This is a genomic window from Patulibacter sp. SYSU D01012, assembly GCF_017916475.1.
In the GTDB taxonomy this organism is placed as follows: Bacteria; Actinomycetota; Thermoleophilia; order Solirubrobacterales; family Solirubrobacteraceae; genus Patulibacter.
Genome location: NZ_JAFMTB010000002.1, coordinates 1149282 through 1161807, shown reverse-complemented (window position 1 = coordinate 1161807; position 12526 = coordinate 1149282). Strand labels below are relative to the sequence as shown.

The following is a 12526-nucleotide window of genomic DNA, read 5'->3' as shown; positions in this document are numbered from 1 at the left end:
TCCCCCGATGGAGGTGGTGCGATGAGCACCGACGTCGCCGGCCCGCTCCCGGGCACCGACCCCGTCCCGGTCGCCGCGGCCCGCGCGCGCCGCCGGCCGCTCACGCCCAGCCTGACGATCGGGCTGGTCCTCGTCGGCCTGGTCGTGCTGCTGGCGCTCGTCTCGTTCGCCTGGACCCCGTACGACCCGACCGAGGTCGACGCGACGAGCCGCCTGCAGGGCGCCGGCGCCGACCACCTGCTCGGCACCGACCGCCTGGGCCGCGACGTGCTCAGCCAGATCATGTGGGGTGCCCGCACCACCCTGTTCGTCGGCGTCGTCGCGGTCGGCGTGGCGGCGCTCGTCGGCACGCCACTCGGCGTGCTGGCCGGGATGGCGCCGCGCGCCGTCGACCAGCTCGTCATGCGGGCGTGCGACCTGCTGCTGGCCTTCCCCGCGCTGCTGCTGGCGATCATGCTCGGCGCGGTCTTCAGCGCCAGCACCCTGACGGCGATGATCGCGATCGGCGTCGCCACCGCGCCGGCGTTCGCCCGGATGGCCCGCGGCGGCACGCTGCAGGTCATGCGCAGCGAGTACGCGCTCGCGGCGCGGGCGGCGGGCCGCACCCGCCTGGCGATCGCCCGCCGCCACGTGCTGCCGAACATCGCGCCGCTGCTGATCGTGCAGGCGTCCGTCGCGTTCGGGGTGGCCGTCCTGGCCGAGGCGGCGCTGTCCTTCCTGGGCTTCGGCACCGAGCCGCCGACGCCGTCGTGGGGCCGGATGCTGCAGGAGTCGCAGGAGACGCTGCACAGCGCGCCAATGCTCTCCGTCTGGCCCGGCGTGGCGATCGCGATCGCCGTGCTCGGCTTCAACATGCTCGGCGACGGGCTGCGCGACCGCTTCGACCCCCGACTGGACGACCGCCGATGAGCTCCGTCGACCGCCCCGCCGGCCCCGCGGCCGCCGCCCCGCCCGTGCTCGAGGTGTCCGGCCTGCGCGTCCGCACGCCGCGCACCACCCTGCTGCACGACATGGGCTTCACGCTCGGCGCCGGCGAGCGCCTGGGCATCATCGGCGAGTCCGGGTCGGGCAAGTCGCTGACCGTCCTGTCGGCGATGGGCCTGCTGCCCGAGGGGCTGACCGCCGAGGGCTCCATCCGCCTGCGCGGCGTCGAGCACGACCTGGTCGGCGCGGGCGAGGCGCAGATGGCCGCGGTGCGCGGCGCCCGCCTGGGGATGGTCTTCCAGGAGCCGATGACCGCGCTCAACCCGCTCATGCGCGTCGGGCGGCAGGTCGCCGAGGCGATCGCGCTCCACGGCCCCGCCGAGGAGCGGGGACGGGCGGCGGAGGCCGCCGTCGAGATGCTCGGCCGCGTGCGGCTGCCCGACCCGACGGCGTCGGCGCGCGCGTACCCGCACCAGCTCAGCGGCGGCCAGCGGCAGCGCGTGATGCTGGCGATGGCGCTCGCCAACGACCCCGACGTCCTGATCTGCGACGAGCCGACGACCGCGCTCGACGTGACGGTCCAGGCGCAGATGCTCGACCTGATCCGCGAGGGCGCCGCCGCGCGCGACGCGGCGCTGCTCTTCATCACCCACGACCTGGCCGTCGTCGCCGAGGTCTGCGAGCGCGTGCTCGTGCTGCACGAGGGCCGGGTCGTGGAGCGCGGGACGGTCGACGAGGTGTTCACCGCCCCGCAGCACGCCTACACCCGGCGGCTGCTGGCGGCGTCCGACCTGGAGGCCGACGGCCGCGGTGAGCGGCTGCGCGGCGTCGGCGCGGCGCCGGACGGGGACGCGGGGGAGCCGCTCGTCGCGGTCCGCGGCCTGGAGCGCACGTACCGGCGGCCGCGCCAGTCGCTGCGCCGGCCGGGCCCCGAGATCCCGGCGCTGCGCCGCGTCGACCTCGACATCCGCGCCGGGCAGCGCTTCGGCATCGTCGGCGAGTCCGGGTCCGGCAAGTCCACCCTGATCCGGCTGATCGCGGGGCTCGACCGGCCCACGGCCGGCAGCGTCCGGTTCGCGGGGACCGAGATCGTCGGGCGGCGCGAGCGCGACCTGGCGTTCCTGCGCCGCGACCTGCAGATGGTCTTCCAGGACCCGATGGGCTCGCTGGACCCGCGGATGCGCGTGGAGGACGTCGTCGCCGAGCCGCTCGTCGCCCAGCACGTGGCCGCGCCCGAGCGCCGCCGCCGGGTCGCGGAGCTGCTCGAGGCCGTCGGCCTGCCGGCCGACGCGGCGTCGCGCTACCCGCACCAGTTCTCGGGCGGCCAGCGCCAGCGCATCTCGATCGCCCGCGCGCTCTCCGTCCGGCCGAAGGTCCTCGTCGCCGACGAGGCCGTCTCCGCGCTCGACGTCTCCGTCCGCGCCCAGGTCCTCGACCTGATCGCCGACCTCGTCGAGCAGTACGGGCTGACCCTGATCTTCGTCTCGCACGACCTGTCCGTCGTGCGCCACGTCTGCGACACCGTCGCCGTCATGCGCCACGGCCGGGTGGTCGAGACCGGCCCGACGGAGCAGGTCTACCGGCAGCCGTCCGATCCCTACACGCGCGCCCTGCTGGCGGCCGTCCCGACGCTGGAGCGGGCCCTCGGCGAGCGCGACCGTCCCCGATCCGAGGAGGTGCTCGGAGGATGACCGGGCCCACCGCCACCGACGCCCGCATCGACGTGGACGCCCTCGTGCGCTTCACGCAGGAGCTCGTCCGCATCCGCAGCGTCCACGAGCCCGAGACGGGCTCCGACGAGTCCGCCGCCGCCGCGCTCGTGGCCGACCTGATGCGCGGCTGGGGCTGGGAGCCGCAGGTCACCGAGGTGGCGCCGGGCCGCCCGAACGTCATCGCGGTCGTCGAGGGCGGTGGAGGCGACGGTCCGACGCTCGGCTTCGAGGGCCACACGGACGTCGTCACCGAGGGCGACCGCGCGAGCTGGAGCGTCGACCCGTTCGGCGCCGAGATCCGCGACGGCCGGCTCTACGGCCGCGGCACCGCCGACATGAAGGCCGGGGTGGCGTCGATGCTCTTCGCCGTCCGCGCGTTGCAGCAGGCGGGCCCGTTCCCCGGCCGCGTCGTGCTCTGCGTGCTGGCGGACGAGGAGGGCCTGATGCTCGGCGCCAAGCACTTCGCCGGCACGGAGCTGGCGCGCCGGATCGACGCCTGCATCGTCTGCGAGCCCGAGGGCGACGAGGTCTGCGTCGCGGCGAAGGGCGCGGTGCGGATCGGCCTGGACTTCCACGGCCGGATGGCGCACGGCGCGATGCCGCACCAGGGCCGGAATCCGGTCGTCGCCGCGGCCCGGCTCGTCGCGGCGCTCGCCGCCTACGAGGACGAGCTGCGCGACGCCCACCCCGAGCACGAGCACCTCGGCGTCGTCCACGTGACCCCGACCGTCCTCGACGCCGGATCGCACGACCAGATCAACGTCATCCCCGCCGAGGCCGCGGTGCGGATCGACGTGCGGACGCTCCCCGGCGTCGACCACGCGGCGCTCGTGGAGCGGGTGACGGCGATCGCGCGCGAGGGCGCCGAGCCGCTCGGCGTGACCGTCGAGGCGACGGTCATCGACGACCGCCCGGCCGTCGAGATCGACCCCGACCACCCCGTCGTGCGCGCCGTCGTCGCCGCCCACGAGCGCGAGTGCGGCACGAGGCCCGCGTACGGCGGCGTCCCCGGCGCGACCGACGGCACGATCCTGCAGCGCGACGCCGGCGTGCCGTGCGTCGTCTACGGCCCCGGCGACAAGTGGATCGCCCACCAGGTCGACGAGCACGTTCCGGTCGCCGACCTGGACCGCTACGCCCGGATCTACGCCGACGCGGCCCGTGCCTTCCTGACGGCGGGGGCCTGATCGCGCATGGAGGCCTCCGAGATCGCCTGGAAGGGCCGCGTGCGGCTGGTCGACGAGGTCGCCGAGGTGTTGCGCGAGCGCATCTACTCGGGGGCGTACGGCCCCGGCGAGGCCCTGCGGCAGGAGCAGCTCGCCGCGGACCTGCGCATCTCGCGCACCCCGTTGCGCGAGGCGCTGCGCGTGCTCGAGCGCGAGGGCCTGCTGACGTCGGAGCCCGGCCGCGGCGTGCGCGTCGTCGCCGTGACGGACGCGACGCTGCGCGACGCCTACGCGGTGCGCGAGGTGCTCGACGGCCTGGCCGCGCGGCTGGCGGCCGAGCGCGCGACGCCCGCCGACGTGGACGACCTGCGGGCCATGCTGGCGCGCCAGCGGGCGGTGACGGGCGACGCGGGGGCCTTCGACGCCGGCGCCTACACCCAGGCCAACGTCGCGTTCCACGCGCGGATCGTCGCGATCGCCGCGAACGAGTTCGTCACGGGCCAGCTGCCGCTCGTGCCGCTCACCTCGCAGGTGTTCGTGCCCCAGCGCCTGGTCGCCGAGGACCGCGCCCGCGGCGCGGTGGCCGAGCACGAGCGGATCGTCGCCGCGATCGCCGCGGGCGACGGCCCCCAGGCCGAGGAGCGCGCCCGGCAGCACATCCGCGTGACGATCGAGGGTCTCGGCCGGGTCCGGGACCACCACCCCGAGGGAAGCACCGCGAACCCATGAGCACCCTGCTCGTCGCCAGCGACATCGGCGGCACCTTCACCGACACCGTGACGATCGACGAGGGCGGCGCGATCGGCCGCTACAAGGCGCCGACCGTCCCCGACGACCCCGCGCAGGGCGTCCTGGCGACGCTCGAGCTGGCCGCGGACGAGCGGGGCGAGCGGCTGCCCGACCTGCTGCGCCGCGTCTCGCTCTTCGCGCACGGCACGACCGTCGCGACGAACGCCATGCTCGAGGGCAAGCGGGCGCCCGTCGGGCTGATCCAGACGCGCGGGTTCGGCGACACCGTCCCGATCATGCGCGGCTTCAAGTCGCTCGGGCTCGACGAGGACGCGGTCAAGAGCTTCCGCACCCTGGTCAAGCAGGAGCTCGTCGTGCCCCGGCGGCTGATCGGCGAGGTCACCGAGCGGATCGACTACCGCGGCCGCGTGGTCCTGCCGCTCGACGAGGACGACGTCCGGACGACGGTGCGCCGCCTGCTCGCCGAGGGCGCCGAGACCTTCGCGGTCTCGCTGCTGTGGTCGTTCAAGAACCCGGACCACGAGGTGCGCGTCGGCGAGATCATCGCCGAGGAGGCCCCCGACGCCCTCGTCTCGCTCTCGAGCGCGCTGCTGCCGCGCCTGGGCGAGCACCAGCGCGCGGTCACCACGGCGCTCAACGCCAGCCTGCGGCCCGTCGTCCGCCGCGCCGTCCGCAGCCTGGACGCGCGCCTGCGCGAGGGCGGGATGACCGTCGAGCCGCTGCTGATGCAGTCCGGCGGCGGGCTGGCCCCGATCGCCGAGATCGACGCCGAGGCGGCGTCGACCGTGATGTCCGGGCCCGTCGGCGGCGTGGTGGCGTGCCAGTTCTACGGCGCGCTGACCGACCGGCGCCACATCGTCGCGACCGACATGGGCGGCACGAGCTTCGAGGTCGGCCTGATCCTCGACGGCCAGGCCCACATCACCAACAGCACGTGGGTGGGCCGCCACGAGATCGGGCTGCCGTCCGTGTCCGTCCGCACCGTGGGGGCGGGGTCGGGATCGATCGCGTCCGTGGTCGGCGGGCTGCTGCGCGTCGGGCCCGAGAGCGCGGGCGCCGTCCCGGGATCCGCCTGCTACGGCCGCGGCGGGACGCTGCCGACGGTGGCCGACGCCGACGCCGTCCTGGGCTACCTGAACCCGGAGAACTTCCTCGGCGGCAGGCTGCGGCTGGACGTCGACGCCGCCCGCGAGGCGATCCGGGCCCACGTCGCCGAGCCGCTCGGCCTGGGGGTGGAGGAGGCCGCCGAGGGCATCAAGACGATCGTCGACAACCGCATGGCCGACCTGGTCCGCGCCGCGACGATCCGGCAGGGCTACGACCCCGCGGACTTCACCCTCTACGCGTACGGCGGCGCCGGGCCCACCCACGCGTTCTCGTACGGGCGCGAGCTGGGGATCGACGAGATCGTCGTGCCGCTCACCGCGTCGGTGCACTCGGCGTTCGGCGTCGCGGCGGCCGAGCTGATCGCCACGGAGGAGCTGTCCGACCCGATCCTGAGCCCGCCGGGCACCGTCGACCACGCCGCGGCGCTGGACCCCGCCGGCGTCGCCGCGCGCTTCGAGCGCCTGACGCAGGCCGCGCTCGCGCGGCTGGGCCGCGCCGGCGCCGCCCCGGACGCCGTGCGGGTGACCCGGACGGTGGAGATGCGCTTCCGCGCCCAGATCAACGAGCTGTCGGTGCCGCTGCCCGACGGCCCGGTCGACGCGGACACGATCCGCGGGCTCGTCGCCCGCTTCGTCGCGAGCTACGAGGCGCGGTTCGGCGAGGGCTCCGCCTTCGAGGCCGCCGGGATCGAGATGACGACGTTCCGCGTCGTCGCCCGCAGCCCCGCCGCCGAGCCGACGCTCGGCGCCTTCGCGCCGTCCGCGGACGGGGACGCCGCGGCCGAGGGCACGCGCCGCATCTTCGCCGGCGGCGCATGGCGGGACGCCCGCGTGCTGCGGCACGAGGCGCTGCGCCCCGGCCGCACCGTCGACGGCCTGGCCGTCATCGAGATGAAGGACACGACGGTCGTCGTCGGCGCGGACCAGACCGCGACGGTCGACGACCGCGGGAGCATCGTCATCCGCCTGGCGGCCTGACGGCACGGAGAGAGGGAGCGCACCATGAGCACCACGCACGCCCGGGGCACCGACGGCGCCGTCGACCCCATCACCTTCGAGGTGATCCGCCACAAGCTGTGGTCGATCAACGAGGAGGGGTCGCAGACGATGACCCACGTCTCGGGGTCGCCGGTCGTCCACGCGACGGACTACAACTTCGGCATCTACGCCGCGGACGGCGAGATGGCCGTCGTCGGCGTCTACCTGCTCGTCCCGATCTACACGGGGGCGATGGCGATCCGCGAGTTCCTCGCGCGGTTCGACGACATCGCCGAGGGCGACGTCTTCATCGTCAACGACCCGTACATCGCGGCCGAGCACCAGAACGACGTCCAGTTCTGCGCGCCGTTCTTCCACGACGGCGAGCTCGTCGCGTGGATCGGCTGCATGGCCCACCAGGTCGACCTGGGCGGGATGGACGCGGGCAGCTGGTGCCCGACCGCCACCGACGTCTTCCAGGAGGGCCTGCGGATCCCGCCGGGCCGCATCGTCCGGCGCGGCGAGGTCAACCGCGAGCTGTGGGACGTCGTCATCGCCAACTCGCGGATGCCGTTCGTGGTGTCGAACGACTTCACCGCGTTCCTCGCGGGCCTCAAGGTGTCGGGCGAGCGCCTGACCGAGCTGTGCGACCGCTACGGCGGCGCGACCGTCAAGGCGGTGATGGGCCAGTCGATCGAGGCGTCCGAGCGGGGCCTGCGCGAGCTGCTGAGCACGCTGCCCGACGGCACGTTCGAGCACACGAGCTACCTCGACCGGCCCGTCGCCGCCGGCGCCGCGGAGACCGAGCTGCTGACGATCAGCTGCCGGCTGACGAAGACCGGCGACGAGCTCGTGTTCGACTACGACGACTCGGACGAGCAGTCCGCCGCCTACGGGATGGCCACCCGCGCCGGCACCGTCGGCGCCGTCGCCACGCTCATGCTGTGCCTGTTCGGGTCGGAGCTGCCGTGGAACCACGGGCTCATGCGCCCGGTGACGGTGAAGGCCCGCGACGGCCTGTGCGTCACCGCGCAGCCGCCGATGCCCGTGTCGGGCGGCGCGGCGGGCGCCAACTGGGTGGCGATGAGCGCCGCCGCCGGCTGCATCGCGAAGATGGTCAGCTTCAGCGACGACCTGCGCGGCCTGGCGTTCGGGCCCGGCGACGGCTCGTGGCAGCTCGGCCAGTTCGGCGGCCTGAACCAGTACGGCGAGCCGTTCGCGGCGATGTACATGGACTCGCTGCTGTGGGGCGGCCCCGCGTTCGCCGACCGCGACGGCGTCGACTCGGGCGGCGCGATGGTGATCCTCGGCGGCGGCACCCAGGACGTGGAGCAGCACGAGGTCGGCCAGCCGCTGCTGTACCTGTGGCGGCGCGAGGTGCCCGACTCGGGCGGCGCCGGCCGCAACCGCGGCGGCAACGGCATCGAGTTCGCGCTCGTCCCGTACGACACCGACGAGGTCTCCGGCGTGCTCGCCACGCACGGCACGTCGCTGCCCAACCGCACCGGCATCTTCGGCGGCTACCCCGGATCGACGGGCCGCTACGAGCTGGTCACGGGCGTCGACGCCCTGGCCGAGCTCGGGGCCGGCCGTGCGATCACGGCGCTCGACGAGGCCGGCGGCGAGCACGTCGTCCTGCCGGGCGTCACGTCCGGCGCCGTCGTCCGCCGCGGCGAGATCGTCAACGTGCGCCTGCAGAACGGCGGCGGCTACGGCGATCCCCTCGACCGCGAGCCCGAGCGCGTCCTGCGCGACGTGCTGGACGGCGCCGTCACGCCGGCCACCGCGCGCGACCTCTACGGCGTCGTGACGACCGGCGACGCGGTCGATGCGGCCGCCACCGACGCCCGCCGCCGCGCGCTGCGCGACGAGCGCCTGGCGGCGATGACGCCGCCCGACCCGTCCGCGTCCGGCGGCCCGGCCGCCACGCCCGAGGGTCGCTGGGGCGACGCGCTGCGGCTCGTCCACCGGGACGGCCGCTCCGTCGCGTGCTGCGCCCACTGCGACCACGAGCTCGGCGCGGTCGGCGCGGACTGGCGGGCGCTGACCGGGACGCTCGAGCTGCGGCCCGAGCAGGTCAGCCCGCTCGTGACGGTCCACGACGAGCTCGCCGTCCACCAGCAGGTGTGTCCGTCCTGTGCCGCGTCGCTGTGGGTCGAGGTGCGGCCCCGCGCGGGCGCGCCGTGGACCGACTTCGCCCTCCGTCCGGCGTCGTGAGCGCCGCCGACCCCGCGCTCCCCGTCCCCCGATCCCCCGAGGTGCCCTTCCGTGCCCACTGATCCCAGCTCCCCCGCCGTCCGCCCCGCGCCCCGTGCCGGCGCGCCCCGCCTGGAGGGCCGCGTGGCCGTCGTCACCGGCGCCGGCTCCGGCATCGGTCGCGCGACCGCCGCCCGTCTGGCGGCCGAGGGCGCGTCCGTGGTCGCGTCCGACCGCGACGAGGCCGCGGCCCGCGAGACCGCGAGCGTCATCGGCGATCGCGCGCTGGCCGTGCAGGCCGACGTGACCGACGCCGACGCGATGGCCCGCCTGGTCGAGCAGGCCGTCGCCCGCTTCGGCGGCGTCGACGTGTTCCACAACAACGCCGGGATGGCGCAGGCCGCGAAGCCGCTGGCCGACGTCGGCCGCGCGGAGTGGGACGCGCTCATCGCCGTCAACCTGACCGCGTTCTTCGTCGGCGCCCAGGCGGTCGCGCCCGCGATGCGCGAGCGCGGCGGCGGGTCGATCGTCGTCACGGCGTCGACGTCGGCCGTGCACCCGCGGCCGGGGCTCTCGGCCTACGCCGCCGCGAAGAGCGGCGTGCTCGGCCTGACCCGGGCGCTCGCCCTCGAGCTCGCCGCGGACCGCATCCGCGTCAACGCGATCAACCCGGTGGCGGTGAAGACGCCGATGCTGCAGGAGTTCCGCCTGGCCGCCGAGGACGAGCTGCTCGACAAGATGGCCGCGACGATCCCGCTCGGCAGCGCGATCGACGCGGAGGACGTCGCGGCCGCCGTGGCGTACCTGGCGTCGGACGACGCGCGCTTCGTCACCGGCATCGCGCTCAACGTCGACGGCGGGCGCGACCTGTGAGCGCCGCGGAGACGTTCCCCGCCGTCGACCCGGCGACGCGCGAGCCGTTCGCCGAGGTCGTCGAGATGACGGTGGAGCAGGTCGACGCGGTCGTCCGCGCGGCCCGGGACGCGCAGCGCTCGTCCCGCGAGTGGCGCTTCCCCGTCACGCGGGCCGCGGCGCTGCTGCGGCTGGCGCGGCTGATCGAGCGCGACGGCGAGCAGCTCGCCGACCTGGAGTGCCGCGACACCGGCAAGCCGCTGGCCCAGGCGCGCGCCGACGTCGCCGTGACGGTCCGCTACCTCGAGTTCTACGCCGGCGCGTGCGACAAGCTCGAGGGGCGGTCGATCCCGCTGGGGCCCGACGTCGTCGACTACACGGTGCGCGAGCCGTGGGGCGTCTGCGCGCAGATCATCCCGTGGAACTACCCGCTGCAGATGATCACGCGGGTCGCCGCGCCGGCGCTCGCCGGCGGGAACGCGGTCGTCGTCAAGCCGTCCGAGCTGGCGTCGCAGACGCCCCTGCGCTGGGCGGCGCTGGCCGTCGAGGCCGGCATCCCCGAGGGGATGGTCGGCGTCGCGACGGGCCACGGCGCGGTCGGCGCCGCGCTCGTCGACCACCCCGACGTCGCGCACGTGACGTTCGTCGGGTCGGCGGCGACCGGCTCGCGCGTCGCTCACGCCTGCGCCGAGCGCCTGGTGCCCGTCGAGCTCGAGCTCGGCGGCAAGTCGCCGAACGTCGTCTTCGCCGACGCCGACCTGGACCGCGTGGTGCCGGCGGTCGTGAAGGCGCTGATCCAGAACGCGGGGCAGAGCTGCTCGGCCGGCAGCCGCCTGCTCGTGCACCGCGACGTCCACAACGAGGTCGTCGCGCGCGTCGGGCGCGCGTTCGCCGACCTGCGGGTGGGACCCGGCGCGGAGGACCCGGACCTGGGCCCCGTCGTCGCGCAGCAGCAGCTCGACCGGGCCACGCGGATGCTCGACACCGCCCGGGCCGAGGGCGCCACCGTCGCCGTCGGGGGCGGCGCGCCCGCGGGCCGCGAGGACGGCTGGTACCTGGACGCCACGCTCGTCACGGGCGTCACCCCGGCGATGGAGCTCTTCCGCGAGGAGGTCTTCGGGCCGGTCCTGGCGGCCACCCCGTTCGCGGACGACGACGAGGCCGTGGCGCTGGCCAACGACTCGCCGTACGGCCTGGTCGCCGGCGTGTGGACCCGCGACCTGTCGCGCGCGCACCGCGTCGCCGGGGCGCTGCAGGTCGGGCAGGTGTTCGTCAACTCGTACGGCGTCGCGGGCGGCGTCGAGATCCCGTTCGGCGGGATGAAGCGCTCGGGCTACGGGCGCGGGAAGGGAATGGACGCGATGTACGCCTACACCCAGGTCAAGAACGTGTGCGTGGCGCTGTGAGCGGCGCGGACGGGACGCGCCGCGTCCGCGTGGCGGCCGTGCGCGGGGACGGCATCGGCCCCGAGGTGCTCGACGCCGCGCTGCCGGTGATCGCGCGGGCCGCCGCGGCCGACGGCGTCACGCTCGACGTGACCGACCTGGACTGGGGCGGCGACCGGCTGCTGCGCACCGGCCACGCGATGCCCGACGACGCGATCGACGTCGTCCGCGCGCACGACGCCATCCTGTTCGGCGCCATCGGCCACCCGCAGGTCGACCCGGACGTCTCGGTCTGGACGCTCGTGCTGCCGCTGCGCAAGGGCCTGCAGCTGTACGCCAACCTGCGGCCGATCGTGGGCTGGCCCGGGGTCGCCACGCCGGCGCGGGAGGGCGCCGAGGTCGACCTGCTCGTCGTGCGCGAGAACACCGAGGGCGAGTACGCCGGCATCGGCGGGCGCGTGCACCAGGGAACGCCGGACGAGGTCGCCACCGAGGTGGCCGTGCACTCCCGGCGCGCGATCGAGCGGATCGCCCGCTGCGGCTTCGGCCACGCGCGCGAGCGCGGGCAGACCCTGACGCTGGCGACGAAGAGCAACGTCGCCCGCCACGGCTACGGCCTGTGGGACGAGGTCGTCGCCGAGCTCGGCGAGCGCGAGTTCCCCGACGTGCCGCGCGAGCAGGCGTACGTGGACGCCCTGGCGACGCGGATGGTCGCCCGCCCCGAGTCGCTCGGCGTCGTCCTGTGCTCCAACCTGTTCGGCGACATCCTCTCCGACCTGGGCGCCCCGTTCGCGGGCGGCCTGGGGATGGCCCCGAGCGCGAACGTCGCGCCCGGCGTCGACGTGCCCGGGTTCTTCGAGCCCGTCCACGGCTCGGCGCCGGACATCGCGGGGCAGGGGATCGCCAACCCGACGGCGGCGGTGCTGTCGGGCGCGATGCTGCTGCGCGACGTCGGCTGCCCCGGAGCGGCCGACGCCCTGGAGCGCGCCGTCGGCACCGCGCTGCGGGACGGCGGCGCGCGCACCCGCGACCTGGGCGGGACGGCGACGACCACGCAGGCCGCGGCCGCCGTCGCGGACGCGCTGGACGCCCCCGCGTAGCGGCCCGGGCGTCGCCGCGCCGGCGTCAGCCGGCGCGGGCGGCCGTCACGTCCGCCGCCGCCCCGCCCGCGGGGCCCGACGGCGCGCCGTCGGCGTCGAGCACGCCGACCAGGCCACCGAGCCGGCGCAGCAGATGGCGGACCCGGCCCGGATCGCCGTCGACGGTCATCCGCAGGCGCCCGGCGGCGTCGGTCGTCTCGAAGGCGAGCGCGACGACGGCGCAGCGGCGCGCGCGGCACGTGGCGACGACGCGCTCGAGGGCGGTGGGGTCGGTCGGGGTGAGCGTCAGCTCGACGTGGTGCAGCACGGGGGACTCCTCCTCCCGGCGGCCGACGGGCCGTGCCGCTGCTCGCGCAC

At 75.8% G+C, this 12526-nt stretch carries 10 protein-coding genes; 9 read left to right on the top strand and 1 reads right to left on the bottom strand.

The features are described 5' to 3' along the window. Positions 1 to 21: 21 nt before the first annotated feature. From J3P29_RS14865 to J3P29_RS14825, 9 genes are read left to right on the top strand one after another with little or no spacing between them, the layout of a single operon-like run. Positions 22 to 909, top strand: a complete 888-nt coding sequence (locus tag J3P29_RS14865) for an ABC transporter permease (protein ID WP_210494513.1) — start codon at positions 22 to 24, stop codon at positions 907 to 909. After that, positions 906 to 2615 carry an ABC transporter ATP-binding protein gene (locus J3P29_RS14860; RefSeq protein ID WP_210494512.1) on the top strand — a complete coding sequence of 570 codons (1710 nt, stop codon included), beginning with the start codon at positions 906 to 908 and terminating at the stop codon, positions 2613 to 2615. The genes J3P29_RS14865 and J3P29_RS14860 overlap by 4 nt, the downstream gene beginning before the upstream one ends. Continuing rightward, the gene (locus J3P29_RS14855; protein WP_210494510.1) at positions 2612 to 3823 is read left to right on the top strand and encodes a M20 family metallopeptidase; all 1212 of its coding nucleotides are present in this window, start codon (positions 2612 to 2614) and stop codon (positions 3821 to 3823) included. Before J3P29_RS14860 ends, J3P29_RS14855 begins: the two co-directional genes overlap by 4 nt. A 6-nt stretch (positions 3824 to 3829) precedes the next feature. After that, on the top strand, positions 3830 to 4531 hold the full coding sequence (locus J3P29_RS14850; protein ID WP_210494509.1) for a GntR family transcriptional regulator: 702 nt from the start codon (positions 3830 to 3832) through the stop codon (positions 4529 to 4531). Then, positions 4528 to 6636: a hydantoinase/oxoprolinase family protein gene (locus J3P29_RS14845; protein WP_210494507.1), complete on the top strand. Its 2109-nt coding sequence runs from the start codon at positions 4528 to 4530 to the stop codon at positions 6634 to 6636. Before J3P29_RS14850 ends, J3P29_RS14845 begins: the two co-directional genes overlap by 4 nt. A gap of 24 nt (positions 6637 to 6660) precedes the next feature. Then, positions 6661 to 8853, top strand: a complete 2193-nt coding sequence (locus J3P29_RS14840) for a hydantoinase B/oxoprolinase family protein (protein WP_210494506.1) — start codon at positions 6661 to 6663, stop codon at positions 8851 to 8853. Positions 8854 to 8904: 51 nt separating this feature from the next. After that, positions 8905 to 9705, top strand: coding sequence for an SDR family oxidoreductase (locus J3P29_RS14835; protein ID WP_210494504.1), 801 nt, complete (start codon positions 8905 to 8907; stop codon positions 9703 to 9705). After that, complete coding sequence (locus J3P29_RS14830) at positions 9702 to 11090, top strand: aldehyde dehydrogenase family protein (protein WP_210494502.1); 1389 nt, start codon at positions 9702 to 9704, stop codon at positions 11088 to 11090. Before J3P29_RS14835 ends, J3P29_RS14830 begins: the two co-directional genes overlap by 4 nt. Then, entirely contained in the window at positions 11087 to 12169 is a 1083-nt protein-coding gene (locus tag J3P29_RS14825; RefSeq protein WP_210494499.1) for an isocitrate/isopropylmalate dehydrogenase family protein, read from the top strand. Before J3P29_RS14830 ends, J3P29_RS14825 begins: the two co-directional genes overlap by 4 nt. Positions 12170 to 12194: 25 nt before the next feature. Here the strand turns inward: J3P29_RS14825 and J3P29_RS14820 are convergent, their stop codons facing one another. Beyond that, the gene (locus J3P29_RS14820; RefSeq protein WP_210494497.1) at positions 12195 to 12476 is read right to left on the bottom strand and encodes a hypothetical protein; all 282 of its coding nucleotides are present in this window, start codon (positions 12474 to 12476) and stop codon (positions 12195 to 12197) included. Between the last annotated feature and the right edge of the window lie 50 nt (positions 12477 to 12526).